The following is a 26,220-nucleotide window of genomic DNA, read 5'->3' as shown; positions in this document are numbered from 1 at the left end:
CATGTCGTTTTCTGATCCCGCTGCGGTATCGCAGTACATCGATAACCTGGTGCGCAACGTGCCAGGTGTGCATGCCCTACATCAGATGGCGCAGGTGCTGCTGGCCGAGCGGGTGCCTGCACACGGGCAGGTGCTCGTGCTCGGTGCCGGGGGTGGGGTCGAAATGCGGGCATTTGCGGAGGCGAGCCCGACGTGGCGCTTGGTGGGCGTTGACCCATCGGCCGAAATGCTGGCGCTTGCGCACCACACGCTTGGCGACCTGTCGCTGCACGGCGAGTTGATCCAGGGCTATATCGACGATGCACCCGACGTGCTCTTCGATGGCGCGACGTGCCTGCTGACGCTGCACTTTCTGTCGCCGGACGAGCGGTTGCATACGCTTCGCGAGCTGAAACGTAGGCTCAAACCGGGGGCTCCCTTGGTCATTGCCCATCACAGCGTGCCTGACGAACCCACCGAGAAAAGGGTATGGCTACAGCGCTGGGCCGCATTCGCAATGGCGCGTGGGGGTACTGATGACGACCTCGCCGCGCGCGCCGAGGCGCTGGCGAGCAGGTTGCCCACGCTCTCACCCGAGCGCGAAGTGTCGCTGCTGGAAGAGGCCGGGTTCATTGAACCCCGCCTGTTCTACGCGGCGCTTTCCTTCCGCGGGTGGGTCGCCTACGCCGGGTAGAGCCGACTTCAGTCGGCTGCCGTTCCGCAGGTGATTCGCCTATGCCGGGTAGAGCCGACTTCAGTCGGCTGCCGTCGATCGGCAGCCCTCAGTCGCCTGCTCTTGATAATCTCCCCGCATCAACCCGGATAAAGCGGAAACCGCTCATCAGGATGGCGCTTCTTCCACTCGGTGTGCGCCACGGTGCCTTCCCAGGCAAGGAATGCGTTGGGCGGGCGGCCACGGCCTGACCACGTCTCGCCACTGAACGGCAGCCAGAAACGCGGCGGAAGCTCCTCTGTCGGCCGCTTGGCCAGGCGCGCTGCCTTGGCAGGCGTCTCGCGGGACGCCACGCTCGAGGTCGCCTTGGCACCAACGGTTGCCAGGATAAGCGCCTGTTGTTTCGGGCTGAAATCGGCGTAGTACGCCTTGAGCAGCAGGTTCACCCGCTCGAAGGCTTCCTTGGTGGCGGCACGCAGCAGCGCCTGGTCGTTCAGGCCTGAGCGTGCGATTTCCTGTTCAAGTGCGGCTTTTGCAGTGGAGGCGGATCGAACGCCTGGGGACACGCGCGGCATGGGATTCCGGTGAGGCAGTGGAAGGGCCGGGGCAAGATAGCAAATGCGGGCATGCGGCTGCGATCAACGTAACGCTGAGCCAAGTCGGTGTGCGGCGAGCGCAGCGGTATGGTGGGCATCAGTCGCTGACAGATTCCGCCGAGCGTGGCTCGGCGCTACCGATGTGACGGGTCAATCGCGGACTGGATGTACGCCCACGACGTCGATCAGGCGGCCCACTGCGGTGGCGCTACCTTCCGCCGCGCTGGGGGCGAAACCTGCCCAGCTGGCCTGCGCGACCGCATCGAACGTCTCCGGGTCCACGTCGAACTTCTTCATGGGCCAATACGGGAAATAGCGTGAACCGGCATGCCCCTGGGCAATGACCTCGATCTGCGTGTGCCGCGTCGCCTGATGGATCCGACCATAGACGGCAGTTACGCCATCCTCTGGCCCCTCCAGGTACTGCAGATAGCGCGCACCGTCGAACAGCAAGACACCGCTCACTCCCGCCGTGCGGTTGAACGTCTGTGCATTGTTTACAAGCACTTCCAGCTCAGGAGGGCTGATCTTTGGAGAAACCTTACTTACGTACACCAACGCCCTTACAGGCATTCCCGGCACCTCATGACGCAACACACTCTGGACTGAGAACGCTAACACTTAACGCGTTCATCACAGAGGAGGAAAACCTGAACGATTTATCTTGACCCGTTCTCACGCCATGGCGCGTCTTGATGCCGGGATCACGCTGGCATGGAACTCCCCTTACGCGCGGTTGGCTACGTTGGCGGTCAGATCATTCGAGACTGACCTGATGATTGACACCGGCGTATTCCGAATCAGAGATTTCCAAGCGGCAAAGGGACCCGATGGCGCCATTGCGTTTGTGCAGACCATTCATGCCGAATGCAAGCGCTGTGGCCATATCACGTGCATCGAGGAACGGGACATCCAACAGCTGTTTGGTGGGCTGGTCGTCAAATGCGAGAACTGCGCGACGGTACAGACGTTGAGCAATGCGGCACTCGGCCGGTAGGCTGAAAGGAAGAGCTACCGAGTTGCCGATGCTGGATGCCGCCAGACTGGCCGCGCGCAGGGTACAAAGCGCCCGCCTGATAGCCTTGTGCAGGCAGGTAGAAAGGCGTTACGGCCGATCCAGATGCGGACTCGCCGACGCCCTGACCAGCTCGCGGGCGGCCACCAGCAAGCCATCGGTCAGATGCTCACCCAACAGCGAAGCGATATCGCCATCGCATCGGGCGATATGCTCGGCCTGCAGGATTTCCAAGGTGGCATCCAAGGCGCGCAGCACGCGAACGGACACCACGACGCGCCCGGTCCGCTGCAGGTCCAAGCTGACGCTGTCTGTAGAACGATCAGCGTTTTCCGCGGATGCGATCAGGCGCAGCGGCGGGGTAGGGGGAAGATCGGAAGAGCTCATGCAAGCGACCTCACAGTGCGTTGAAGCCACCCGCGCGGAAGCGCTGGGTGGCGGGCGATGCGGGTTGGCATACCGGTGTACAACACGAAAAAGGGCCGGCGGATCAGGGATCCCCACACACCGCCCGCCGTATGACCGGAAGACGATGCAGTGCATTCTCCGCCGTGCCCCGAGGGCAGAACAGAGCCAAATCGTGTTGCACAAACAGGATGCCAATCCCGGCCGACGTCGTGATGGCGCCAGCGTCATCATCGTGCGTAAGTCCACACTCCCGCGTCCATGAGGAAATCTGTGAAAGACGATGGCGGGATGCAATACGCGACACCCAGTTCGCTCGGGATCACGCTTGGTGGACGCAGAAGGCATGGACGGCCTTTTGCCTGTCAGGCTCTATGCGGATTAGCGGCGTGCGGATGAAACAGGCGGCAGGCACTTCCCTGGCCCGCCGCCTGCCTCCCGGAAGAACGGCCTAGAACTTCCACCCCACCCGCGCGTAATAGAACCCGCCGTTGAAGCCATACGGCGAATGGACCGGGTACTCGGCGCCAGCGACGCCCGCCCAGGGATTCTTTGAAGGCACGCGGTCGAACAGGTTCTGCGCGCCGACGCTGAAGTAAAGTCCAGAGTCGAAGTTCCAGCCCACGTCTGCATCCACCAGCAGCGCGCTGCCGGCATGGATGGGCAGGCCGCCGTCCGCTGCGGAGATCACGCCACTGTCCAGATGGTCTTCGTACCACGACCCGTAATAGTTCAAGCGCAGGTTGGCATGGAAGATCTGCCGCTGGTGGTTGATGCTGAAGTAGCCCTTTGTCTTCGGCAGGGATTCCTCCAGCTTGTAGACGCGCGCCGCATCGATGAAGTCGGTGTCGTAGCGGTCGACCTCGGTGCGGTTCCAGTTGGCGGCGAGCGAGTACGTGGTGGTGCCACCGAAATGGTCGCTGCGATAGCTGGTGACCAGATCCACGCCGGTGGTGGTGGTGTCGAATGCGTTGCCGAAGTAGGTCACCTGCGAGATCGACGCGGCTTCCGGGTTGCCGCCCGCCACCAGCGCCGCGCGTTCTTCCGGCGTCACCGCGAAGCTGGTGCTCAGGGCGATGCGGTCCTCCACCTTGATCTGGTAACCATCCACGGTGACCAGCCAGTCGCCGTCGGTCCACACCGCGCCCAGCGAGATGTTCGTTGACTCCTCCGGCGTGAGCGGTCGTGCGCCCTTGAGCTGCGCGATCGGATCGGTCGGCGGCAGCGTGGCGATGTCTTCCAGGGCCGTGCCCCCGAACACCGTGCTGATCTGGCTGATGTTGGCCTGGCCCGGCGTAGGTGCACGGAAGCCGGTGTTGACGGCACCACGTAGCGCGAAGTTAGGGGTGAAGTCGAAGCGCGCGGTGAGCTTGCCGATGGTGGTACTGCCGAAGGAATCGTAGTCCTCATAACGCAGCGCGCCGGCCAGCAGGAAGCGTTCGGTGAGCTGCGCTTCCAGATCGGCGTAGGCCGCCCAGTTGCGTCGGTCGAAGGTGCCGGCCGTTCGCGCGCTGAACCCGTTGAAGCCGTTGGAACCCAAGGCGAAGCCTTGGTCGGTCAGTGGACCGATGGCCGTCGACGGTCCGTCACCCGGACTGATCGTGAAGCTTTCTTCGCGCCATTCCGCGCCCATGGCCAACCGCAGCGGTTGGCTGCTGAAGGTCGTGGTGATATCGCGGCTGACATCGACGTTGAGGTTCTTTTCGGTCTGGGTATTGCCGCCTGGGCGGAAAGAGAGACCGGCCGGCTGGTTCGGGCCCAGCGATGCATTGACTGTGTTGTAGATGACGAAGTCGATGTCGTTGCGGCCCCACGACCCGCTGACGTCCCAGTACCACTCGTCCCAGGTGCCCTTTGCCCCGGCGACCACCGAGGTATCTTCCAGCGAGCCGCCGAAGCGCGGCGTAAAGCCACCAGGCAGGCTGGACAGGAAGGTGTAGCAGTTGGCGGGCAAGGCGGCGACTGCGCCGCTGACCCCGCTGTACGGCAGCAGGTTGCCGGCACCGTCGCGCAGTGCAATGGTCGGGCACGCGCCTGCACCGGTCAGGTTGCCGACCAGCAGGGTATCGCCGCCATCGTTGGAGTACACCCCGGAGCGCGCCGTTGGATCACGGTAGTAGAACCCACCGTCGACATCGCGCTTGGCGTAGTTGCCGAACAGATAGAAATCCACCGTATCGGTGGACAGGCCGAGGTTGTAGACCAGCTTCAGGTCATCGTCGACCTTCGGTGAACCCCACACCTGCGCGGGATCGCCTACGCCCGGGTATCCGGCCGCCGCCGCGGCGCCCGCATCGTCCCGCTGCACACTGCGCGAGGTGTCGTCCGCCTTGCGCCACTCAGCGGTCAGCGTGGCAAAGCCGCGCTCGGTCAGTGGCAGTCCGATCTGCGCCGAATACTGCGTGGTCAGGCCATCGCCCTCGTAGTACTTGCCGGTGAACACCTCGGCGCTGCCGCCTTCGCGCAGTTTCTTCAGGCCGAAGTTGATCACCCCCGCGATCGCATCCGACCCGTACTGGGCCGCTGCACCATCGCGCAGCACCTCCACCTGCTCCAGCGCCAGCGACGGGAACGCCGACAGGTCCGGACCCTGTGCACCGTCGGACAGGCCATGCCCCAGGAACGTGATCACCGCAGCGCGGTGGAAGCGTTTGCCGTTGATCAGCAGCAGCGTGTTGTCCGGCGGCAGGCCGCGCAGGTTGGCTGGCCGCACCAGGCTGGCGGCATCGTCGATGGGGATCGTGCTGACGTTGAAGGACGGCACCAGCACCTTGAGCTGGTCCAGTGCGTCGGTGGCACCCTGGTTGCGGAACTCGTCACCGCTGATGATGTCGATCGGCACGGCAGATGATGAGACGGTGCGCGGTTTGGTACGGCTGCCCAGCACGGACACGGTGTCCAGGGTGGCGGCTTCGGCGGTGGGTGAGGTGTTTCGGTCCTGCGCCACCGCGATGGAGCCTGTGGTCAACAGGGCGGTGGCCAGCGCCACGTGTACTGCAGATGCCAATGGCGAAAAGGCTTTCGGAGCGTGAACACACTTGCCAATGCGGTAGTTCATGCATGCACCTTGCAGTCGGATTGTGGGATTTCGGGTCAGGTCAGGTCTTCATTCCTTGGTTCTCCTTGCGTGCCAGAGGTTCTGGTGCGCTGCAGCAATAGTTAACAGAACTTAAACCGTACTGCAACGAATGTGTGCTGAGTCTGGCGGTTGGGTGGGTGTGGGGGTGGTAGCGCCGAGCCACGCTCGGCGAGCGCAGCGGCCTGCGTCAGGCGTGCGTGCACCGGACCGGAAAGCCGCCGAGCAGCGGCCTGCATCAGGCGCCCATGCACCGGACCGGCCAGCCGCCGAGCACGGCTCGGCGCTACCGAGCAGCGGCGGAGCGGGGTGGTAGCGCCGAGCAACGCTCGGCGAGCGCAGGGGCCTGCATCAGGCACCCGTGCACCGGACTGGCAAGCCGCCGAGCACGGCTCGGCGCTACCAGGTGGCGGCGGAGCGGGGTGGTAGCGCCGAGCCACGCTCGGCGAGCGCAGCGGCATGCGTCAGGCGTCCGCGCACCGGACCGGCAAGCCGCCGAGCACGGCTCGGCGCTACCAAGTGACGGTGGAGCGCGGTGGTAGCGCCGAGCCACGCTCGGCGAGCGCAGCGGCCTGGATCAGGCGTGCGTGCACCAGACGGGCAAGCCGCCGAGCACGGCTCGGCGCTACCAGGTGGCGGAGCTTTGCGCTGTGGTAGCGCCGAGCCACGCTCGGCGAGCGCAGCGGCCTGGGTCAGGCACCCGTGCACGGACCGGCAAGCCGCCGAGCACGGCTCGGCGCTACCGAGAGCGCAACTGCCAGGCGTTACTTCGCCGGGGCAGCCACGGGTGTCAGTGTCCGCAACACTGTCTTGTCGATCTTCGCGGCAACGCCCACGCTCCGTCCGGCCAGGTTGGCCACGTTGTACTGCACGGCCACGCCAAGCACCTGCGTCGCCTCGGACAGCGTCAATCCATAGGACTGTCGGAGCCATTGCAGCATGCCGGCCGTAGCAAGACGCAAGGCGTCGTCGCTGGAGCCGCCTTGCCCCAGCGCCATCAGCTGGGCCGGGGATTCAACGCGCGGGGTCGCGATGGACTGTCGCTTCACCAGTTCCACCTTCACGATGACATCCAGCGAGGTCTCCAGCGCCCACTGCGTGGTCTCGCCATCACCCTGCAACGCATGCCCATCGCCCAGGTACAACAAGGCGCCGGGCTGCTGCACGGGCAAGAACACCGTGTTGCCTTCGACAACCGCATTGAAGTCCATGTTGCCGCCGAACACATGGGTGTCGCCCGTGGAGATCGGGGGATAGCCGAAACCCGGGGCCAGTGCCAGCCCACCCAGCATCGGCTTCACCGGTACCTCGAAACCCTTGAGTGCGCCGGACGCCCCCTGTGGACGGGCCATGCCACGCGCACGGTCCAACTGCCAGCGTACCGGCTTGCCCAGCGCAGAAGCTTCACCGGCTACGCGAGCAGTCTTCAGACGGTCGACGAGGCCATCCAGGCTGTCGGCGTAATCGCGGTTGAGCTTCAACGAGACCAAGGTGATGGCCAAGGTGTCGCCGGCTTCTGCGCCGACAACGAAAAACGGACCGACCTGGGGATTGCCGTACAGCGCCCGGGTGATGCCCCGCTCGTCTACGCCACCCGAATCCAGCGTGCGGGTCTGCACGGAATCGCCGGGATGGATGACCAGTACCGGCGGACGATCCGCACTGAAGGTGTTGGAATAATCCGTTGGCGTGAACCGATGCACCTGCGGGGCGGACTGCTTGCGATCCGGGACACGCCAACCGGTGAACGCGTGGACGGCGCGAGCTGCGCGATCATTGGTGTCCGGCTGATCGCTCTCCCCACGCATCCGCGCGTCGTCGATGCGACCGCGGTAGTGGCTGACCTGACCCTCCTTGTCCGTGACAGTGAAGGAAAAGCCGCCGTCTGTGCGCGAACCTGCCACCGCGTCACCATCCAGCGTGCCCTGCAGGCGTTCCCCGTGGGCGTCCAACTGCAGTGTCTGGTAGCTCGTGTTGCCCCACAGGTCGGTGCCGATGATCCATTGCTCGGCGGCGAATGCATCAAGCGGTGCGGCGGCCAGCAGCAGCGAAGTCAGTTTCCAGGCAATCGTCATGGCAGGGCGCTTCCGCAAGGCACCGGGCGGTGCATGCAGCGCAGCCTAGTTGCTATATAACCGCCGCCCCAGTGTCCAAGGTAACGCGAGCAGCGGTCGGGTCCACCGGCACCCGACGCAGCAGCCCCGTCATGCCGGCCTGCACGCGGCCGCTCGCATAATGGGGTCATGCCCAGCCCCCTCGACGCACTTCCTGAAGTCTTTGGTCCCGCCACGCGCGCGTGGTTTGCTCACGCCTTTCCGGCCGCCACCCCCGCACAGGTACAGGCGTGGCAAGCCATCAGCGAGGGCCAGCACACGTTGGTGATCGCGCCGACGGGATCGGGCAAGACACTGGCCGCCTTCCTGCACGCCATCGACCAGCTGTTCAGCGAACGCGATCAGCAGGCACGTTCGGCCCAAACCGTGCCCGGCCCTGATCGCGCCGCTACCCGCGTGCTGTACATCTCGCCGATCAAGGCATTGGGCTCGGACGTGCAGCGGAACCTGCAGATCCCGCTGCAGGGCGTGCGTGCCGAGCGTGCACGCCGTGGTGATCCGGAAGTGGACCTCAGCGTCGCGATCCGAAGTGGCGACACCACCCCGGCCGAGCGCGCCCGCCTGCTGCGCCGCCCCCCGGACATCCTGATCACCACACCCGAATCGCTGTTCCTGATGCTCACGTCCAAGGCGCGGGACACCTTGCGCAACGTGCATACGGTGATCATCGACGAGATCCATGCGGTCGCCGGCACCAAGCGCGGTACACATCTCGCGCTCAGCCTGGAGCGGCTGGAGGCGCTGCTGCCGGCACCTGCGCAGCGTATCGGCCTGTCGGCGACAGTTCGCCCTGTCGACGAAGTCGCGCGGTTCCTCGGCGGCGACCGGCCGGTACGCGTCGTGCAGCCACCGTCTCCGCGGCATCTGGCGATGCGCATCGTGGTGCCGGTGGACGACATGGCCGACCTGCCCACGCACGGGCCCGCGACGGGTGGCCGCGAGCAGTCGTCACGGGTGGGCTCGATCTGGCCACACGTGGAGGCCAGCATCCTGGATGAGGTACTGCGCTGGCGCTCGACGATCGTCTTCGCCAACTCGCGCGGTGTGGCGGAAAAGCTCACGGCGCGCCTCAACGCCCTGTACGCGGAGCGCCTTGCGCAGGCTGCGGGTGAACAACCGGCACAGGCCCTGCAAGCCACCGCCTACGGTTCCTTCAATGGCGGCACGTCCGGGCGTTCGGACGGTGCGGAGCCGTTGATCGCGCGTTCCCACCACGGGTCGGTGAGCAAAGAACAGCGTCGTGAGATCGAGGTCGCGCTCAAGTCCGGCGAACTGCGCTGCGTGGTGGCGACGTCCAGTCTGGAACTGGGTATCGACATGGGACTGGTGGACCTGGTGATCCAGGTGGCCGCGCCGCCGTCGGTGGCCAGCGCCTTGCAGCGGGTGGGCCGTGCCGGCCATCAGGTCGGGGGTGTGTCCACCGGCTTCGTCTACCCACGCACACGTCGCGATCTGATCGATGCGGCGGTGATCGTGGACAGCATGCTGGCCGGTCGCATCGAGGCAGTGGATCCGCCGCGCAATCCGTTGGATGTGCTGGCCCAGCAGACGGTGGCCGCAGTCGCGATGGATCCGCTCGACGTGGATGCGTGGTATGCCTGCGTGCGTCGCGCAGCGCCGTATCGCGAGCTGCCACGCAGTGCCTTCGATGCGGTGCTGGACATGCTGGCAGGCCGCTATCCGTCGGACGACTTCGCCGGGTTTCGTCCGAAGGTGGTGTGGAACCGGGACAGCGGCCAACTGACCGCGCGGCCCGGTGCGAAGCAACTGGCAATCACCAGCGGCGGCACCATTCCGGATCGCGGCATGTTCAGCGTGGTGCTCCCGGAAGGCGAGGAGCGCGCGGGCTCGCGCCGTGTGGGTGAGCTTGACGAGGAAATGGTGCACGAGTCGCGGGTCAACGATGTGATCACGCTCGGCGCCACCTCGTGGCGGGTGGAGCAGATCACCCACGACCAGGTGATCGTGACCCCGGCCCCAGGCCGCTCTGCACGCCTGCCTTTCTGGCGCGGCGAAAATGCGGGACGGCCGGCCGAGCTCGGCCTGGCCATCGGTGCCTTTTTCGCAGCGCTCGAACCGGCTGCACGTGCCGACGGCGCGTTGCCGGAAGCGCTGGCCTCGCGGCTGCAGGCATGCGGTCTGGATGCGCGTGCGATCAAGAACATGCTCAGCCTGCTGAAAGAACAGCGCGAGGCGACCGGCGTGCTGCCAACCGACCGGCAGCTGGTGGTGGAGCGCTGCCGCGATGAGCTGGGCGATTGGCGGGTGATGCTGCACTCGCCCTATGGACGCCGCGTGCACGATCCGTGGGCATTGGCCATTGCCGAACGTATCCGTGAGCGCTGGCACGTGGATCCGTCGGTGGTGGCGAGCGAAGACGGCATCATGGCGCGTATCCCGGACAGTACGGGGCGTGTGCCGGGGGCGGAGCTGTTCCTGTTCGATCCCGATGCCCTGCAGCGCAGCGTCACGGCGGCAGTGGGTGGCTCGGCCCTGTTTGCCGCGCGGTTCCGCGAGTGTGCATCGCGTGCCTTGCTGCTCCCGCGGCGGACACCCGGTCGGCGTTCACCGCTGTGGCAGCAACGCCTCCGTGCGGGGCAGCTTCTGGACGTGGCGCGTGCCTACCCGGATTTCCCGATCCTGATCGAAACCGCCCGCGAGTGCCTGCAGGATGTCTATGATCTGCAGGCGCTTGGTGCACTCATGCAGCGCCTGGTGGACGGCGCGGTACAGATCGCCGAGGTCACCACCGAGGTGCCGTCGCCGTTCGCGGCCAACCTGTTGTTCGGCTACGTTGCCGAGTTCATGTACGGCACCGATGTGCCACTGGCGGAGCGTCGCGCGTCCATCCTGTCGCTGGACAGTGGGCTGCTGGGCGACCTGCTGGGCCAGGTGGATGTGGGCGAACTGCTGGACACCGCCGTCGTGCAGCGCGTCGGCGATGAGCTGCAACGGCTCGCTACCGATCGCCTGGCCAAGGGCAAGGAGGGCGTCGCCGATCTGCTGCGCGAGCTGGGTCCGCTGACCACGGAAGAGATCGGTGCGCGCCTGCAGGATGGCCATGGCAGCGCCGAAGGCTTCATACAACTGCTGCATGACGAGCGCCGCGCGCTGCCGGTACGCATCGCGGGCACGGCGTACTGGGCCGCAGTGGAAGATGCAGGGAAGCTGCGCGATGCGTTGGGCAGTGTCTTGCCCGCCGATGTGCCGGAGGCCTTCCGCACGCCCAGCGCTGATCCGCTGGGGGAACTGATTGCACGCTACGCGCGTACGCACGCCCCGTTTTTCACTGCGGACATGGCCGAGCGATTCGGCCTGGGTGTTGCAGTCGCCGATGCGGCATTGTCTCGTCTTGGCGAGCAGGGCAAGGTGTTGAGCGGCACGTTCGGCACGGTGAATGTCGCAGCGGGTGCTGCTGCCCACCCGGACATCAGTCCGTTGGCGTATCACGAGTGGGTGAGCGAAGACGTCTTCCGTCGGCTGCGCGTGCGCTCGCTGCAGGCAGCGCGTGAGGCCACCCGCCCCGTGCCCGGGGACGCATACGCGCGGTTGCTGCTCGAACGGCACGGCGTGATGAGCGGCGCGGTGGGACATGCCGCCCTGCCCGATGTCCACGCCAGTGAAGGGACAATGGAGGGCGTGGACGGGGTAGTGCGGGTGGTCGAGCAGCTGGCCGGCGTGCCGTTGCCGATATCCATCTGGGAAAACCAGATCCTGCCTGCCCGTGTTCGGGACTATGTGCCGGCGTTGCTGGATGAGTTGCTGGCCACGGGCGCGGTGCTGTGGTGTGGGCACGGCAGGCTCGGTGACGACGACGGGCTGGTCTCGCTCGACCTGCAGGATGTGGCCGGCGAGACGCTGCCTGCAGCACCTGGCGGCGCGGAAGCAGACACGGCATCGCCCCTGCAGCCGTTGATCCTGTCCGTGCTGGACGGGGGCGGTGCGTTCTTCGCGCGGCAGCTTGCGGCGGGCGTGCATGCGCGAATGCAGGCCGACCCCGACGGTTCGCCAGGCGTGGAGCTGTCGCCTGAAAACCTGCATGCCGCGCTGTGGGATCTGGTCTGGACAGGACAACTGACGACGGACATCTGGGCGCCACTGCGCGCGCTGTCCGGGGCGCGTGTGCAATCGCGCATCCGTGCCGCCAGTGTGTCGCGTCGACGCCGTGGCTTTGCCGGATTCCAGATGGCAGACAGCGCGCCGGCTGCATCCGTTGGGGCGCAGGGGCCGGCTACATACGATGCCCCGTCGTTGGCGGGTCGCTGGTCGTTGCTGCAGCGAGGCTCCGCCAGCGATACCGTGCGTGCAGTATCACTGGCTGATGCGCTGCTGGATCGCCACGGGGTGGTCACCCGGGGCGCCGCAGTAGCCGAAGGCATCGCAGGGGGGTTCCCCGCCTTGCAACAGGTCTATCGGGGGATGGAGGATGCGGGGCGCGTGCTGCGCGGACGCTTCGTGCACGGCTTGGGCGGCGCGCAATTCGCGGAGCGCGGCAGCGTGGACCGGCTCCGCGAGTTCGCCGAAGACAGCGTATCCGCGGGAAGGGACGTTGCTATTGGACTTTCGGTACTCGACCCTGCCAATCCTTATGGGACGGTGCTGCCTTGGCCGGCGCACCCGGCACGGCAACGGCCCGTGCGCCGCGCCGGTGCACTGGTGGTGATCGGCGCAGGGCAACTGCGCATGTATCTGGCGCAGGGCGGACGCAATCTGCTGACCTTCTTCGAGGATGATGACCCTGCGCACGCAGCGATGGTGACCAGTGCGGCGCAGGCGCTGGCCATCGCACTGCGACGTGGCAAGCGGTTGTCGTTCACCCTGGATCTCATCAACGATGAGGTGATCGGTCGCGGGCCGATCACCGATGCCCTGCGCGCAGCCGGCTTCCGTAATGCACCGCGCGGCTTGTCATGGGAGGGGTGAGCGAGCGTCCCGGTAGCCGGTAGGGCCGAGCCATGCTCGGCGAGCGCAGCGGACCGTCGGCGGGAACACTCCGCCGAGCGTGGCTCGGCGCTACGGACAATCGCGGGCATCGGTAGCGCCGACCCATGGTCGGCGAGCGCAGCGGGCCGTTGGCGGGAACACTCCGCCGAGCGTGGCTCGGCGCTACCGGGCATTGCGACCCATCAGGCCTTTCGCGGTGGACGCACCGAGACGTGCGGGTTGTCCCGTACGTGCCAGCGCCACGGCAACTCGACCGCGCGGCTGATGCCGATGCGCGGTCCGACGACCGGGTGCGACGGCGGCGGCGTGCCATCGTCCACGATCGTGATGCCTCTGTCGGCCGTAACCAGGTCGGCACCGTCCAGCGCGCGCGTGATCGCGAATGCCTGCGACAGTTTGCCGGGCCCACTGGCCAGATCGCGCTCGCGTTTCGCCTTGGGGCGTGACAGCTGCATCGTCTCGATGCCCTGCAAGGGCTCAGCCGCACGCAGCAGTACGCCCACACCTTCCCCCACTTCGCCACACACCGCGTTGCTGCCCCAGTGCATGCCGTAGGTGAAGTACACATACAGGTGCCCGGGTGCGCCGAACATGGTGGCGTTTCGTGCGGTCATGCCGCGGAATGAGTGTGCCGCGGGATCTTCGCTGCCGGCGTAGGCCTCCACTTCGACGATCCGTGCCGCGCGTCCGTCCGCGCTGACCAGGATCTTGTTCAGCAGTTCCGGGGCCACCGCCGCCGGATGGCGCCTGTAGAAGTCGCGCGGCAGGACGGACCAGGATTCGTCAGTGAATTCGAACATGGGCGCAGCATGCACCGGACGGCGTAGCGGGCCGGTCAACAGGGAGCGTTTGGCCCCCGGCCATCGGTAGCGCCGACCCATGGTCGGCGAGCGCAGCGGGCCGTCGGCGGGACCATTCCGCCGAGCACGGCTCGGCGCTACCACAGCCGCCATCGGTAGCGCCGACCCATGGTCGGCGAGCGCAGCGGTCCGTCGGCGAGCCCATTCCGCGGAGCACCGCTGGATAACCAGGCCCCGCATCAGCTGCGGCTTCACAGGGCTTCGCCGTTCCGTAACGCGCGGCGGCGGACGCTTGATCCTGGTCAATCACCAACAGAGGAGAGCGGACGGTGGCATCGGCAGTGCGGATAGGCTGTGCCGGTTGGTCGATTCCCAGCCGCTACGCAGATCGCTTCGGCGAAGGCGCCAGCGCGTTGCAGCGCTACGCTACACGCCTGACCGTCGCGGAGATCAACTCCTCGTTCTATCGCCCCCATCAGCCGGCGACCTATGCGCGCTGGGCGGCGGCCGTACCGCCAGACTTCCGTTTCTCGGTGAAAGTCCCCAAGCTCATTTCGCATGAGCTGGCGCTGCGCGGGGTGGGTGCGCCGCTGGACCGTTTTCTGGGCGAAGCGCTCCATCTGGGCGACCACCTGGGCGGTCTGCTGCTGCAGCTACCGCCGGCGCTATCGTTCGATGCACGGGTGGCGTCGACGTTCTTTGCGATGCTGCGCCGGCGTACAGCGCTGCCGGTAGCCTGCGAGCCGCGCCACCCCAGCTGGTTCCTGCCTGAAGCCGATGCCCTGCTGCAACGCCATGACATCAGCCGCGTCGGCGTGGATCCCCCGCGCGTTCCGGCCGGTGCGGTTCCCGCCGCCAGTCCGGCGTGGGCATACTGGCGCTGGCACGGCAGCCCGCGCATCTACTACAGCGCGTACAGCGAAGAGGCGCTGCAGCAACTGGCCGGCCAGCTTCGTGCAAGCACCACCCCGGGTACGCCGTGCTGGGTGATCTTCGACAACACTGCACACGGCTTTGCGATCGACAACGCCCTGCGGCTGCAGGCCTTGCTGGAGCAGGAAAATGCCTGAAGGTCCCTCCATCGTCATCCTGCGCGATGCCGCAGCGCGTTTCCGCAACAAGACCGTGCGCCATGCCAGCGGCAACAGCAGCCTGGACCTGTCGCGCATGGAGGGCCGCCGGATCGTGTCCGTGCGCAGTTGGGGCAAGCACTTCCTGCTTGAGTTCCGTGGCTTCAGCCTGCGCGCGCACCTGCTGATGTTTGGTACCTGGCGGATCGATGAGCGCAAGCCGAACCCGGCACGTGCGTCGCTTGTGTTCGACAACGGCGAGCTGAATCTCTACACGTGTTCGTTGAAGTACATCGAAGGCGACCTGGACGATGCCTACGACTGGCGGACCGATGTGATGAGCCCGCAGTGGGATCCCCGGCTTGCGCGTCGCCGCTTGAAGGCCCAGCCGGACACGTTGATCTGCGATGCGTTGCTGGACCAGTCGATCTTTGCCGGCGTGGGCAACATCATCAAGAACGAGGTGCTGTTCCGTACGCGCGTGCATCCCGCCACACCGATTCACGCGATCGCGCCACGCAGGCTGGGCCAGGTGATTGCGCAGGCCCGCGACTACAGCTTTGATTTCCTGGCATGGAAGAAGGCATTCGAGCTCAAGAAGCACTGGCAGGTGCATACCCGGCGCATCTGTCCGCAGTGCGGCGGACCCATCAGCAAGCAGTATCTTGGTACCACGCAGCGCCGCGCGTTCTTCTGCCCCGTCTGCCAGCCCGCGCCATGAACCTGCGAACGGATGGACACTGGTTCGCCTATGTATTCCCGTGCGCATGGGAGGACTTCTGCAAGATCGGCTTCTCGCGCGACCCGCTGGGCCGCATCAGTGCGCTGCACCGGCGCTGGTTCGAGTTCTTCGATGTGGAAGCGGGATGGTTGGTGGAGGCGGAGACGCAGCGCGATGCGCGCGACCTGGAGTTGCAGCTGCGGCGTCCCTTGGCCCTGCACAAAGCACCGTCGCCACTCACCGTGCAGGAAAAGGCCGGTGGCAAGACCGAGTGGGTGCGGGGGGCGAACGCGCTGCTGGCCGATGCCGTGGCGGGACTGGCCGATCATGGTCACCACGTGTACGCCCTGCGTCCGTGGCTGCATCAGGTGATGCTGCAACGGGTGGACCGGCTGCATGACTGGGCCGCCGCACAACTACCGGAAGAAGAAAGCCTGCGCTACCGCACTCCTTCCGTGGAAAACGCGTTGCGTGACCAGCTCGACGCGTACGCAGCGCTCGACATCGATCCGCGACCGTGGCTCCCTGCGCATGTGGTGCGCTGGTACGGGTGACGCCCATCCGGCGCGAATCAACACACACAGATCAGTCGTCGTCGCTACCCATCACCCGGTTGCGGCCTGCCTGCTTGGCGCGGTACATCTGCCGATCCGCTGCGGCCACCAAGGCACCCGCGTTCGAACGGCGGCCTTGGCTGATGGCCACGCCTACGCTGAGCGTCGCATCGATGCGGTGCCCGGCTACCTCCTGGGCGCAGCGCTCGAAGGTGGAGCGAAGGCGCTCCGCCGCGGCCAGCCCGGCTTTCAGGCTCGAGTCGGGCAGGATGCACAGGAACTCTTCGCCGCCATAACGAAAGATCAGGTCGTCGCGGCGCACCGCCTGCTCCGCCGCCCTCGCGGCCTGGCAGATCACCTTGTCACCCATGTCGTGGCCGAAGCGGTCGTTGATGCTCTTGAACTCATCGATATCAAAGAACAACGCCGCGCGCACGGTCCCGCTGACACGGTCCTCCTGATCCCAGATGCCCAGCTTTTCATCGAGCAAACGTCGGTTGTACAACCCGGTCAACGGGTCACGCGTGGCCTCGTCGTAGAGGCGGCTGGCCGCCTGTTCCTTCAGCACCGCAACCATCAGTCCGCAGACCAGCAGCACATCGATCAGCACGATGCCGCTGAATACCGCCACGGCCCACGTGCGCGGCGCGCCGGCACCCAGTGGCTCCGGCAGCCAGGGCGACAGGGTCATGGCGACGGCGGCGAGGGCGGCCGACACCATGAGGATGCGCGCCAGCAGCCGCGCCGACGGCAGTGCGGGGTCGCGGCGCTGGACCAGCGTGACCGCCGACAGACCACAGTAAAGCGCCGCAAGCGCGGCGCGCCCCGCCGCGTTCAACGACGACATCTCGCCGGGACCGAACACTGCCGCTACCAAGGCCAGCCAGCACAGCGGCGGCGCGAGCAGCAGGCCCCAGCGTGGCGGCAGGTGGAAGATGGATCGGATGCCCTGCCAGCCCGCTGCGAACGCCAGCAACGCGAAGAAGGTGCCGATGTAGCCGGCCGCCGGCGCCTGCTTGAGTGCGGGCCACAACAGCAGGGCACAGCAGCACGCGCCGGCCAGGAATGGCATGGCAAGCCACAGGCGCGCGCCACCCCGGGGCCGGGTCAGCAGCAACAGGATCGCAATGGAAACCAGGACTGCGGCGCTGAAGCCGAGCAGGGTGGGGATATCGATCATCACCCGCGAGGCTAGAGCGCGCTTTGCGAGTCTGCCGTCAACGGCGTCCTCACCACAGAGTGTGCGGTTCATCACAGGTTGCCAGCGGTTCCCGATCCGTTAATCAAGCACTGCCATCACACCGCCGACTGCGCGGGCATGTCGTGGTTGGCGAGGTGCGCACTGCGGAAAGCGACAGCGGACTTTGCGTGTTCGCGCCTTTCGCGGCAAGGGCTGTGACCAGCTTCGCAGTCCGCGCGTTGACGCGCCGCGAGGGCGCGCGCGGGTATGCCACGTTGAGGCTCCTCGCAGCAAGGAAATTTCAATGAAGAAGCCTCTGATCCCTTACGGCGCCCTGAGGTGCCTCATTCTGATGTCCGCCACCGGAAGCTGTGGGGTAGCCGTGGCGGCACAGGGCATCACGGGGGATTGGAACGGGGCACGCGAGCGGCTCGCCAGCGACGGGATCGAGCTGGACATGGGCTATACCGTCGAAGCCGCACGCAACCTGTCTGGCGGTCTACGCCACACCTCGGCGCACGCCGGCCAGTTATCGGCCAGCGGACAGTTCGACCTGCAGCGTCTGTGGGGCTGGGAGGGCACGCGCGCTGCTGCATCGCTATCGCTGCGCGACGGACACAACCTGACAGAACGGGCGGGGCTGGGCAGCCTGCTGCAGAACCAGGAAGTTTACGGGCGCGGCAACATCGCCCGGCTGGGCAGCCTGTGGCTGGCGAAGCAGTCTGCCGACGGCCAGTTCGACCTGAAGCTCGGCCGGGTATCGGTCGGTGATGACTTCAACGCGCTGGACTGCATCGCCATGAATCTCGCGCTCTGCGGCAGTCAGCCCGCCGTGTTCGGCGGCGACTACTGGTTCAACTCGCCTCTCAGTCAATGGGGCGGCGTGTTCACCTGGCGGCCCGTGCAGGAGGTGTACGTGCGTGCAGGGGCGTACCAGGTCAATCCGCGTTACGCCGACACCCATGGCGGCGGACTGCGGTTCGCACCGTCCGGAACCGTGGGCACGCTGACGCCGCTGGAGCTGGGCTGGGAGCCCACCTTCGACGGCCGTAGTGGGCATTACGCAGTGGGTGGTTGGTACAGCAGTGCATGGCGCGCCGATGCAGTGCAGCGGCTTCCTGTCGAGGGGATGTCGCAGCAGCAGGAACTGCGCACGGGGGCCTACGGCGGCTGGGCCAGCGCGCAGCAGCAGTTGACGCGCGGCAGTGGCGCGAACGAACGGTCCGGGCTGCGTGGCCAGGTGGCGTTCGCACAAGGCGACCGGCGTACCGGCGATATCGATCAGATGTTCAACGTGCAGTTGATCCAGACCGGGCTGATGCACACGCGGCCTGACGATCGGATCGGCATCGGCCTGGCAACCACCCGGGTCAATCCACGTGCTGCGCGTTCTGGCCAGCAAGGTGTTGGCACGGCGTTCGCGCGTCGCGAGCACATGGCCGAAGTGTTCTACGGCTGGAAGCCGCTGGTCGGCGTGGATCTGCAGCCCGGTATCCAGTTTGTCCGCCACCCCGGCGGATTCACCGCGCGCAAGGATGCGGTGGTGGTGGGCATGAAGGCGGACGTGCGCTTCTGATGTTCCCGCGCGCTGTCATCGGCGCGTCTTGCGCCGTTGCTACAACGTCCCCCGGTACCGCTGCGGCATGCGTGGCGGTTCCCTCTATGCCCACGGGGCAGGGTTAGGCGCTACCGGGGCTAAAGTACGCAAGCTGCCGGCCGATACCGATGCGTCATTCCGCCTCGGAGTCTGTCATGTCGGCTGTACCGCATTTCCTGCGAACATTGGGCGCCCGCGTGCGCGGCACCGCTGCGGTTGCGAGCGGACATACCCACCGCCTGGGCCGCCTGAGTGTAGCTGCCAAGATCAAAGGCAGCCTGCTGGTCTGCGGCATCGGCCTGGTCACCGTTGCCGCGATGTATGCGTGGACGACTCATGTGAGTGATCGGGCCGCGCGCACGTTCGCTGTCCATCAGCAGGGCACCGGTCTTGCGGCCACGCTGGCGGCGGAGGTCGCCGAAGCCCGCAGACTGCAGACGCAGTATGCCCTGACGTTCGACGCGTCTGATCGCGCCTCGCTGCAACAGGCCCAGCAGCGCCTGCAGGCCACGTTGGAGCAGTTACGTGCGCTGCCGATGGACGGTGCACGGAAGAAGGTGCTCGACGAGGTGGCCAGCCATGCCGCCGCATTCTCCGAAGGGATTGCCGGTTTGAACGCCCGCGTGGATGAGATGGGACGCGGTGATGAGGCGCTGGCGGTGCAGCTTGATACCGCGGCCGACGCCTTGCAGTCCGCCGTGGATGCAACTGATCGCCCCCTACTGGCGATGCACGTGCAGAAGATGCGCCGGCAGGAGAGTCTGTTGCTGTTGAACGGTGACTCCAGCCATGCCGACAAGGCCAGCGAAGAAAAGCTGCCGTTCGATCTCGCGCTGGCGGGCCTGTCTGCCGATACGCAACAGCAGCTTCGCGAGCTGATGGATGCGTATCAGGGCGCTTTGCTGTCCTATACCGCGGCGCGTGTCGGACTGGATGTGGAGGCACAGCTGCTGGTAGACACCGCGTCAAGCATCGCGCCGGCATTGCAGGCATTCCAGACGGTGCAGGCCAGAAACCTGGAGCAGGCGCGCGAACGACAGCAGGCGCAGGCGTCGCGGCTGGGTGTGATGTTCGCCGCAAGCCTGTTGACGGTTGCGCTGGTGTTGATCGGCACACTCTTGATGGTGCTGCGCGCGGTGCGTCGACCGATCCAGGACACACTGCGATTTGCGCAGGACATTGCCGAAGACCGGCTGGATACCGAGCTGCGTGTGCACAATCCACACGATGAGATCGGGCAGCTTGCCCAGCGACTTGGTCATATGCAGCAGCAACTGCGCGCGCGCATCGAGCGGGACCGCGCCGTCGCCCAGGAGAACGCACGCGCACGCCAAGCGCTGGACAGCGCGTCCACGGGATTGATGGTGATAGACCCACAGGGCATCGTGACGCATGCCAACCCGGCGCTGCTGCTGACCTTGTCACGTGCAGCCGATGAGGTGATCGGCGCGTCGGCCCGCGACGTGCACACCGCATTGTCCAGCGCGGGTGGGAGTAGAAGGCGGGACTTTGATATCCAGCACGCCGGCACGACCTGGCACGTGGTGACGACACCCATCTTCGACGATGGACACGCACTGGGCGAGGTGGTGGAGTGGCGCAGTCGCGCGCTGGAGGTGCTGCTGGAGACCGAGGTGGCGGCGTTGGTCGATGCGGCGGCGCTAGGTGAACTGGCCGGGCGGATTCCGCTGGAGGGCAAGGCGGGCTTCGTGCACCGTCTGTCCGCCAGCATCAACCATCTGTTGGCAACCTTCGAACACAACCTGGGCGACCTGCAGACGCTGCTGGCGGCGCTGGCCCGCGGTGACCTGCGCGCGCGCATGGACGGTGAGGTCGAAGGGGTGTTTGCCCGCATGCGCGACGATGCCAATGCGACGGTGCAGCAGCTTGCAGGGATCGTGGCGCGCATCCAGCAGGCCGCGGGCTCCATCGGCGAGGCGGCCGGTGAGATAAGCGCAGGCAATGCCGACCTGTCGACCCGGACGGAGTTGCAGGCTGCCAATCTGGAAGAGACCGCTGCATCGATGCACGAGCTGACCGATACCGTATCGCGCAATGCCGATGCGGCCAGCCAGGCCAGCGTACTGGTGCAGGCCAGTGCGGAGGTCGCCGCGCGCGGAGGCGACGCGGTGGGTCGCGTGCAGCGTTCGATGAGTGATATTTCGGCGGCGTCGCGTCGCATCGGCGAGATCACTTCGCTGATCGATGGCATCGCGTTCCAGACCAATATCCTGGCCTTGAACGCAGCCGTGGAAGCGGCGCGCGCGGGGGAGCAGGGGCGCAGCTTCGCGGTGGTCGCCAGCGAAGTACGCAGCCTGGCCCAACGGAGCGCGGATGCGGCGAAGCAGATCAAGGGGTTGATCGAAGATTCGGTGGCGCAGGTCGGGCAGGGTACGAAGGCGGTCGGCCAGGCGGGCGCGACGATGACCGAGCTGCAGGCCAGCGTGCAGCAGGTGGCGGCGATCATGCTGCAGATTCGCGATGCGTCGCTGGAACAACGCAATGGCATCAGCCAGGTCAACCAGACCATCGTGCAGATGGACGCCAGCACGCAGCAGAACGCGGCGATGGTGGAAGAAGCCACGGCCTCGGCCCGTGCGTTGGAAGACCAGGCGGATCTGCTGGCCGAAGCGGTGGCCGTGTTCCAGCTGCGCGCAGCGCCACGCGCCGTGGCCGCGTGACCTGGGCCGCTGCGCTTGGTAGTGACGGCCGCTGGCCGTCAGGTTCTTCTCGCTGCGCTCGCCGAGCGTGGCTCGGCGCTACCGGGATGCCGCGATAACGTCGTGTCGATGCGTCAGATGAACATGCCGCCCGATGCTTCCACGCGCTGGGCGTTGATCCAGTGCGTGCCCGGTGACATCAGGGCGACCACGGCCGGGCCGATGTCGTCCGGTTTGCCTGCGCGGCCCAGCGCGGTGGACGAGGCCACCATCGCGTTGGTGCCGGCATCGTCGCGCACCCGGCCACCACCGAAGTCGGTCTCGATCGCGCCCGGCGCCAGGGTGTTCGCACTGATCCCGCGTGCGCCCAGCTCTTTGGCCAGGTAGCGGGTGAACACTTCGATGCCGCCCTTCATCATCGCGTAGGCGGAGCTGCCCGGCAGCGAGAAGCGGGCCAGTCCACTGGACACGTTGAGGATGCGGCTGCCATCGGCCAGCAGCGGCAACAGCGTCTGGGTCAGGAAGTAGGGCCCTTTCAAGTGCACGTTGACCAGATGATCGAACGACGCTGGGGTGGTATCGGCGATCAGCGCGTAGTGGCCTTCGCCGGCGTTGTTGACCAGGCCGTCAAGGCGCTCCACGCCCCAGGCTTGCAACTGCAGCTGCAGGCGTTCGCTGAATGCCGCGAACGCGCTGCTGTCGGCCACGTCCAGCGCCAGCGCGGCAGCGCGACGGCCCATCGCTTCAATCTGTGCCACCACGTCATCGGCGGCAGCGGACTGGCTGCGGTAGGTCAGTACGATGTCGGCCCCGTCGGCGGCCAGGGCGAGTGCGGCATTGCGACCCAGGCCACGGCTGCCGCCGGTGATCAATACGGTACGGATAGCGGTAGTCATAGCGAACTCCATCAGCGGGTAGGGGGCCAGCGTATTGGGCTTGCAGGCGCGAATAAATCGCGTGATGCTGATATGACTGTTCAATCTGGAACAACAATCAATGGACAGCCTGGCGCAGCTTCGCGCGTTTCTGCATGTGGCTGAGCGCGGGTCGTTCACCCGCGCCGCTGAAGGACTGGGCCTGCCCAAGGCCAGCGTATCGGTCGCCGTGCAGCAGCTGGAAACCGCGATGGGCACGCAGTTGCTGCATCGGACCACCCGCCGCGTGCAGTTGACCGCCGATGGCGAGCAGCTGTTCCAGCGCGCCCGCGATCTGCTGGACGATGTAGAGGACCTGCAGGGGATGTTCCGCCGCGACACCGCCACCCTGCGTGGCCGCCTGCGGGTGGACATGTCCAGCGGGATTGCGCGGCACCTCGTCGTGCCGACGTTGCCGGATTTCCTAAAGCAGCATCCTGGGCTGGAAATCGAGCTCAGTGGCACCGATCGCCGCGTCGACCTGGTGCGGGAGGGATTCGACTGCGTGCTTCGGGTCGGCCCGCTCGATGACAACACGCTGGTCGCGCGGACGCTGGGTTGCATGGAGGTGGTGAACTGCGCCAGCCCGAGCTATCTGGCCCGCTACGGTACGCCGCATACGCTTGAAGCGCTGCACGATCATCGGCTGGTGCACTACGTGAGCACGCTGGGCCAGCGTCCGTCCGGCTTTGAATACTTCGATGGCCAGCAGTACCGCACCCTGCCGATGGCTGGCGCGGTGACGGTGAACAGCGGCGATGGATACAGCGCAGCGGCAGCGGCGGGGCTGGGCATTATCCAGGTACCGCGCCTGGGCGTGCGGCAGGCGCTGCATGACGGGGTGCTGGTGGAGATCCTGCCGCAGTTTCCGGCCGAGCCGATGCCGGTCACGTTGCTGTATGCACAGCGCAGGCACCTGCCCGCGCGCGTGAGGGTATTCATGGACTGGGTAGCGGCGCTGTTGCAGCCGCATCTGCAGCCGGTCAGCGGGGAACGGTAAAGCCGCCTGATAGAGCCGACCGGTAGAGCCGACTTCAGTCGGCTGGGGTGGTGCGCGAAATGCCAGCCGACTGGTAGAGCCGACTTCAGTCGGCTGGGGTGGTGCGCGAAATGCCAGCCGACCGGTAGAGCCGACTTCAGTCGGCTGACGTGGTGCGCGAAATGCCAGCCGACTGGTAGAGCCGACTTCAGTCGGCTGGGGTGGTGCGCGAAATGCCAGCCGACTGAAGTCGGCTCTACCGGGTAGACGCCACCGGGTAGGCACCACCGGGTAGGCGCGACCGGGTCCGCGCCAGCGCGCCGGCCGTCGCTCAGTACACGTCGCGGCGGTAGCGGCCTTCTGCCAGCAGGGCGTCCAGGGCGTCTTCGCCCAGCGTCTCGCGCAGTACGTCATCCACGCCTTGCGCCATGCCCTGCAGCGAGCCGCAGACATACAGGCAGGCGCCATCGGCGATCCAGTGGCGAAGCTCTGCGCTGGCCGCACGCAGCAGGTCCTGCACATACAGGCGCGTTTCGCCATCGCGCGACCACGCAAGATCCACGCGCGCCAAGTGCCGCTGTGCTTGCCAATCCCGCAGCTCATCGGCATACAACGCATCGCAGGCCTGCTGGCGTTCACCGAACAGCAGCCAGTGCCCGTGGTGCCCCGCTGCATCGGCTTCGCGCAACAGGCTGCGCAGCCCTGCGATACCGGTGCCGTTGCCGATCAGGATCATCGGCGGCGCATCGGCATGGCGATGGAAACCGGCATTGCGGCGAACGCGCGCATGCAGGGGTCCCGCCACCGGCGCGTGGTGTGCCAGCCAGCCCGACCCCAGCCCCGCGCGACCAGCGGCGTCGTACACCAGGCGGACCACCAGCTGCACCGTGCCATCGGCCGCGCACGAAGCGATCGAGTATTCGCGTGGCGGCAGCCGCGGCAGCTCATCCAGCCAGTGCACCGCGTCGTGCACGGCCTGCACCTGGGTGGCATCGGGCAATACGCGCAGTGCGGCCGCATCGCCGACGCGTACCGTTGCGCCATCCACGTGCACCCACGCATCCGCATCCACGCCGGCGGCGTGCAGGACGGCCTGTACGTGCGCATCGCCCTGCCGGGGAGCTACCTGCAGGATGTCCCCGGCCTGCCAGCCGGTGCCGGGTGGTGGCTGCAGGGTGATCTGCCAGATCGCACCGCCCTGGCTGCCCGGATTGAGCAGCACGCGCTCTACCAGTGACCATTCCTGCAGGGCGCTCGGGCTTGTATCCGCCTCGAGTGCCTCGATGCCGGTCAACGCCACCAAGTGCTGCTGCCAGCGCTGCAGCGCGCGTGCATCATCGCCATCCACTTCGACGCAGGGGAACAGCGCCGCCGCCCCTTGTTCACCCAGCCAGGTCTCCACCCGGCGCGCGAATCCACAGAAGCGCGCGTACTGACGATCACCCAGTGCGAGCATCGCGTAGCCCAACCCGGGCAACGCCTGCGCCTGCGCCAGTACGTTGCGTTCGAACACCCGCGCGCTGTCCGGTGCTTCGCCGTCGCCGAACGTGCTGACCACGAACAGGGCGCGTTCGGTCTGCTGCAGGGTGGCCACATCCAATCGGGCCAACGGCTGCACCTGCACGCGCATGCCGGCCGCCTGCAACTGGCCGGCCGCGCGCCAGGCCAGCTGCTCGGCCTGGCCGCTCTGGCTGGCAAAGGACACCAGCCACGCCGGCCCGCTGGCGTCGCCGGTGACTTCGAGCGCAGGAAGGTCGACACGTGAGGCGCGTACCGCGCGTTTCTTCGCCCGACGATCCAGGTACAGCATCCAGCCGGTGACGAAGAACAGCACCATCATCAGGCTGGACAGCATCACGATGAGGCGGCCGGGCAGGCCGAAGAAGCTGCCCGAATGCAGTGCGAACATGCTGGCCAACACTTTGCCGCCTGCATCCAGGCTGCCGTAGGCGCGCTGTTCGAGGAGCGCACCGCTGGAGGGATCAAGCTGCAGTACGTCGTGGGCGCGGTCGTGGTGCGTGCTGCTGGCCGACATCACGCGCACGGTCAGCGGCCGGTCGCCACGGGCCGGCAAGCGCAGGTCGATATAGCCCTCGCGTACGCCGGGCAGGGCGTACAACGTGGCCTGCACGCGCTGCAGGTTCAACGTGCCCTCGCCCTGCAGCACGGCCGGTGTTTCCCTTTCGCCGCCCAGCACGCGGGTCAGGCCATCGCGGTACCAGTCGAACGACCACCACAACCCGGTGAGCACGATCAGCAGATAGACCGGCAGGACCCACGTGCCGATCACCGAATGCAGGCTCCACAGGAAGCTGCGGCCACGGTGCTTCCACTCCACGGCGAACCAGCTGCGCCAGTTCCACCACTGCCGCGGCCAGCGCAGGTAGATGCCCGACAGCACGAACACCAGCAGGAAGATCGTGCAGATACCGGTGACCAGCTGCCCCCGCTCGCCGGCCACCAGGCGACGGTGCAGATCTTCCATGAAATCGAAGAATCCCTGTCCCCGCAGCGCACTGAACGACTCGCCGGTGTAGGGATCGAAATAAACCCAGTTATCGCGTCCGCCGTCGAAGCGGGCCACTGAGGGGCGCTGGCCTGTCGCGTCCACGCGCAGCCGCTGCAACGGGGTGTCACTCGAAGCGGCAAGGGTGTCCACCAGGGTATCCAATGGCAATGCCTGTTGCCCGTCCGCATGCTGGGTCGCCACGGCGGCGAAGCCGGGATTCAGCGCGCGCAGCAGCTCGTCCTCGAACGACAGCGTGGCGCCGGTGAGGCCCATCAGGGCGAGCACGGTGCCGGCAGTGATGCCGAGGAACCAGTGCACCTGGAAAAGAACGTTCTTGAACATCGGGGGAGGGGGAACCGGTACCGCCAGTGGGGGCTGGCTGCTGCGCAGGAAGTGGCGATGCGGATGGCATTCATGCCATTAGCAAATGAGAA

Annotated in this window: 18 protein-coding genes; 9 read left to right on the top strand and 9 right to left on the bottom strand. The window is 66.5% G+C overall.

Translation table 11 applies throughout. The annotated features are described in order from the left end of the window. Position 1 precedes the first annotated feature (1 nt). Positions 2–673 (top strand): class I SAM-dependent methyltransferase, encoded by a 672-nt coding sequence (locus IFT65_RS14565; RefSeq protein WP_192082026.1) that lies wholly within the window; start codon positions 2–4, stop codon positions 671–673. A gap of 119 nt (positions 674–792) precedes the next feature. Here IFT65_RS14565 and IFT65_RS14560 read toward each other — a convergent pair whose 3' ends face one another. Beyond that, positions 793–1,227, bottom strand: a complete 435-nt coding sequence (locus tag IFT65_RS14560) for an H-NS family nucleoid-associated regulatory protein (protein ID WP_192082025.1) — start codon at positions 1,225–1,227, stop codon at positions 793–795. Between the two features lie 171 nt (positions 1,228–1,398). Beyond that, complete coding sequence (locus IFT65_RS14555) at positions 1,399–1,821, bottom strand: BLUF domain-containing protein (RefSeq protein ID WP_188325177.1); 423 nt, start codon at positions 1,819–1,821, stop codon at positions 1,399–1,401. Positions 1,822–1,912: 91 nt separating this feature from the next. On the opposite strand from IFT65_RS14555, the gene IFT65_RS14550 reads away from it, so the two are divergent. Next, on the top strand, positions 1,913–2,245 hold the full coding sequence (locus tag IFT65_RS14550; protein WP_192082024.1) for a hypothetical protein: 333 nt from the start codon (positions 1,913–1,915) through the stop codon (positions 2,243–2,245). 108 nt (positions 2,246–2,353) lie between these two features. Here IFT65_RS14550 and IFT65_RS14545 read toward each other — a convergent pair whose 3' ends face one another. The 3 genes from IFT65_RS14545 to IFT65_RS14535 form a co-directional block, all read right to left on the bottom strand. Further along, positions 2,354–2,650: a hypothetical protein gene (locus IFT65_RS14545; RefSeq protein ID WP_192082023.1), complete on the bottom strand. Its 297-nt coding sequence runs from the start codon at positions 2,648–2,650 to the stop codon at positions 2,354–2,356. Positions 2,651–3,119: 469 nt separating this feature from the next. Continuing rightward, positions 3,120–5,726 carry a TonB-dependent receptor gene (locus tag IFT65_RS14540; RefSeq protein ID WP_192082022.1) on the bottom strand — a complete coding sequence of 869 codons (2,607 nt, stop codon included), beginning with the start codon at positions 5,724–5,726 and terminating at the stop codon, positions 3,120–3,122. Positions 5,727–6,508: 782 nt separating this feature from the next. Next, positions 6,509–7,819 (bottom strand): acetamidase/formamidase family protein, encoded by a 1,311-nt coding sequence (locus tag IFT65_RS14535; RefSeq protein WP_192082021.1) that lies wholly within the window; start codon positions 7,817–7,819, stop codon positions 6,509–6,511. Positions 7,820–7,987: 168 nt separating this feature from the next. Between IFT65_RS14535 and IFT65_RS14530 the strand changes: the two genes are divergently transcribed. Beyond that, entirely contained in the window at positions 7,988–12,781 is a 4,794-nt protein-coding gene (locus tag IFT65_RS14530) for an ATP-dependent helicase (protein ID WP_192082020.1), read from the top strand. Between the two features lie 203 nt (positions 12,782–12,984). On the opposite strand, the gene IFT65_RS14525 is transcribed toward IFT65_RS14530, so the two are convergent. Beyond that, positions 12,985–13,602, bottom strand: coding sequence for a DNA-3-methyladenine glycosylase (locus IFT65_RS14525; RefSeq protein WP_192082019.1), 618 nt, complete (start codon positions 13,600–13,602; stop codon positions 12,985–12,987). A gap of 329 nt (positions 13,603–13,931) precedes the next feature. Between IFT65_RS14525 and IFT65_RS14520 the strand changes: the two genes are divergently transcribed. The 3 genes from IFT65_RS14520 to IFT65_RS14510 are packed head-to-tail and all read left to right on the top strand — an operon-like array spanning position 13,932 to position 15,947. Continuing rightward, positions 13,932–14,672 (top strand): DUF72 domain-containing protein, encoded by a 741-nt coding sequence (locus IFT65_RS14520; RefSeq protein ID WP_342365896.1) that lies wholly within the window; start codon positions 13,932–13,934, stop codon positions 14,670–14,672. Further along, positions 14,665–15,393: a DNA-formamidopyrimidine glycosylase family protein gene (locus tag IFT65_RS14515; RefSeq protein WP_192082018.1), complete on the top strand. Its 729-nt coding sequence runs from the start codon at positions 14,665–14,667 to the stop codon at positions 15,391–15,393. The genes IFT65_RS14520 and IFT65_RS14515 overlap by 8 nt, the downstream gene beginning before the upstream one ends. Further along, entirely contained in the window at positions 15,390–15,947 is a 558-nt protein-coding gene (locus IFT65_RS14510; protein WP_192082017.1) for a GIY-YIG nuclease family protein, read from the top strand. Before IFT65_RS14515 ends, IFT65_RS14510 begins: the two co-directional genes overlap by 4 nt. Before the next feature lie 31 nt (positions 15,948–15,978). Here the strand turns inward: IFT65_RS14510 and IFT65_RS14505 are convergent, their stop codons facing one another. Further along, positions 15,979–17,127 (bottom strand): GGDEF domain-containing protein, encoded by a 1,149-nt coding sequence (locus IFT65_RS14505; RefSeq protein ID WP_192082016.1) that lies wholly within the window; start codon positions 17,125–17,127, stop codon positions 15,979–15,981. Between the two features lie 352 nt (positions 17,128–17,479). Here IFT65_RS14505 and IFT65_RS14500 point away from each other — a divergent pair, with 352 nt between their 5' ends. After that, positions 17,480–18,703 carry a carbohydrate porin gene (locus tag IFT65_RS14500; protein WP_192082015.1) on the top strand — a complete coding sequence of 408 codons (1,224 nt, stop codon included), beginning with the start codon at positions 17,480–17,482 and terminating at the stop codon, positions 18,701–18,703. A gap of 176 nt (positions 18,704–18,879) precedes the next feature. Further along, positions 18,880–21,405, top strand: coding sequence for a methyl-accepting chemotaxis protein (locus tag IFT65_RS14495; protein WP_192082014.1), 2,526 nt, complete (start codon positions 18,880–18,882; stop codon positions 21,403–21,405). A 113-nt stretch (positions 21,406–21,518) separates the two neighbouring features. Here the strand turns inward: IFT65_RS14495 and IFT65_RS14490 are convergent, their stop codons facing one another. Next, complete coding sequence (locus IFT65_RS14490; protein WP_192082013.1) at positions 21,519–22,280, bottom strand: SDR family oxidoreductase; 762 nt, start codon at positions 22,278–22,280, stop codon at positions 21,519–21,521. Positions 22,281–22,380: 100 nt separating this feature from the next. Between IFT65_RS14490 and IFT65_RS14485 the strand changes: the two genes are divergently transcribed. After that, positions 22,381–23,298, top strand: a complete 918-nt coding sequence (locus tag IFT65_RS14485; protein WP_192082012.1) for a LysR family transcriptional regulator — start codon at positions 22,381–22,383, stop codon at positions 23,296–23,298. 310 nt (positions 23,299–23,608) lie between these two features. On the opposite strand, the gene IFT65_RS14480 is transcribed toward IFT65_RS14485, so the two are convergent. Continuing rightward, the gene (locus IFT65_RS14480; protein ID WP_192082011.1) at positions 23,609–26,128 is read right to left on the bottom strand and encodes a PepSY domain-containing protein; all 2,520 of its coding nucleotides are present in this window, start codon (positions 26,126–26,128) and stop codon (positions 23,609–23,611) included. Positions 26,129–26,220: the final 92 nt, after the last annotated feature.

Origin of the sequence: Stenotrophomonas sp. CFBP 13725, from assembly GCF_014841935.1 — a bacterium.
GTDB lineage: Bacteria > Pseudomonadota > Gammaproteobacteria > Xanthomonadales > Xanthomonadaceae > Stenotrophomonas.
The sequence above is the reverse complement of the archived record's forward strand: the minus strand, read 5'-3'. Positions and strand labels throughout refer to the sequence as shown.

Bases quoted from the DNA above. Each gene is read 5' to 3' on its own strand.
- IFT65_RS14565 (WP_192082026.1), top strand. From the start codon at position 2: ATGTCGTTTTCTGATCCCGCTGCGGTATCGCAGTACATCGATAACCTG.
- IFT65_RS14560 (WP_192082025.1), bottom strand. From the start codon at position 1,227: ATGCCGCGCGTGTCCCCAGGCGTTCGATCCGCCTCCACTGCAAAAGCC.
- IFT65_RS14555 (WP_188325177.1), bottom strand. From the start codon at position 1,821: ATGCCTGTAAGGGCGTTGGTGTACGTAAGTAAGGTTTCTCCAAAGATC.
- IFT65_RS14545 (WP_192082023.1), bottom strand. From the start codon at position 2,650: ATGAGCTCTTCCGATCTTCCCCCTACCCCGCCGCTGCGCCTGATCGCA.
- IFT65_RS14540 (WP_192082022.1), bottom strand. From the start codon at position 5,726: ATGAACTACCGCATTGGCAAGTGTGTTCACGCTCCGAAAGCCTTTTCG.
- IFT65_RS14535 (WP_192082021.1), bottom strand. From the start codon at position 7,819: ATGACGATTGCCTGGAAACTGACTTCGCTGCTGCTGGCCGCCGCACCG.
- IFT65_RS14530 (WP_192082020.1), top strand. From the start codon at position 7,988: ATGCCCAGCCCCCTCGACGCACTTCCTGAAGTCTTTGGTCCCGCCACG.
- IFT65_RS14525 (WP_192082019.1), bottom strand. From the start codon at position 13,602: ATGTTCGAATTCACTGACGAATCCTGGTCCGTCCTGCCGCGCGACTTC.
- IFT65_RS14515 (WP_192082018.1), top strand. From the start codon at position 14,665: ATGCCTGAAGGTCCCTCCATCGTCATCCTGCGCGATGCCGCAGCGCGT.
- IFT65_RS14510 (WP_192082017.1), top strand. From the start codon at position 15,390: ATGAACCTGCGAACGGATGGACACTGGTTCGCCTATGTATTCCCGTGC.
- IFT65_RS14505 (WP_192082016.1), bottom strand. From the start codon at position 17,127: ATGATCGATATCCCCACCCTGCTCGGCTTCAGCGCCGCAGTCCTGGTT.
- IFT65_RS14500 (WP_192082015.1), top strand. From the start codon at position 17,480: ATGTCCGCCACCGGAAGCTGTGGGGTAGCCGTGGCGGCACAGGGCATC.
- IFT65_RS14495 (WP_192082014.1), top strand. From the start codon at position 18,880: ATGTCGGCTGTACCGCATTTCCTGCGAACATTGGGCGCCCGCGTGCGC.
- IFT65_RS14490 (WP_192082013.1), bottom strand. From the start codon at position 22,280: ATGACTACCGCTATCCGTACCGTATTGATCACCGGCGGCAGCCGTGGC.
- IFT65_RS14485 (WP_192082012.1), top strand. From the start codon at position 22,381: ATGGACAGCCTGGCGCAGCTTCGCGCGTTTCTGCATGTGGCTGAGCGC.
- IFT65_RS14480 (WP_192082011.1), bottom strand. From the start codon at position 26,128: ATGTTCAAGAACGTTCTTTTCCAGGTGCACTGGTTCCTCGGCATCACT.